Raw genomic sequence first — 235 nt, forward strand, 5'->3', positions numbered from 1 at the left:
CTTGCTGGCGGCCAGGTGCGCCGAGATATCGCCCACCACCGCGCAATGCAGGCGGTAGTTGACGAACTTCTGGATCAGCTCGCCGGCGATGCGCGTTTCCAGCCGGAAGAAATCGGGATGCACGCGCGCGGCGGGCAGCGCCAGCCATTCGGCCTCGTGTTCCCAGGCGGCGCTGATCAGGTCATTGGTGTCCTGGCCGGTGGCCAGGGCCGGGCCGGTCTCGCCGTATTGCAGG

The 235-nt window shown here is 68.1% G+C and carries 1 protein-coding gene; it reads right to left on the bottom strand.

Annotation, left to right across the window (positions count from 1 at the left end; translation table 11 throughout):
- Nucleotides 1–234: DUF4180 domain-containing protein (locus tag SB751_RS35325; RefSeq protein ID WP_410749653.1), on the bottom strand; the 234-nt coding region annotated here is incomplete at its 3' end.
- Between the last annotated feature and the right edge of the window lies 1 nt (nucleotide 235).

This window comes from Cupriavidus sp. SIMBA_020 (assembly GCF_046535395.1).
GTDB classification, from domain to species: domain Bacteria; phylum Pseudomonadota; class Gammaproteobacteria; order Burkholderiales; family Burkholderiaceae; genus Cupriavidus; species Cupriavidus campinensis.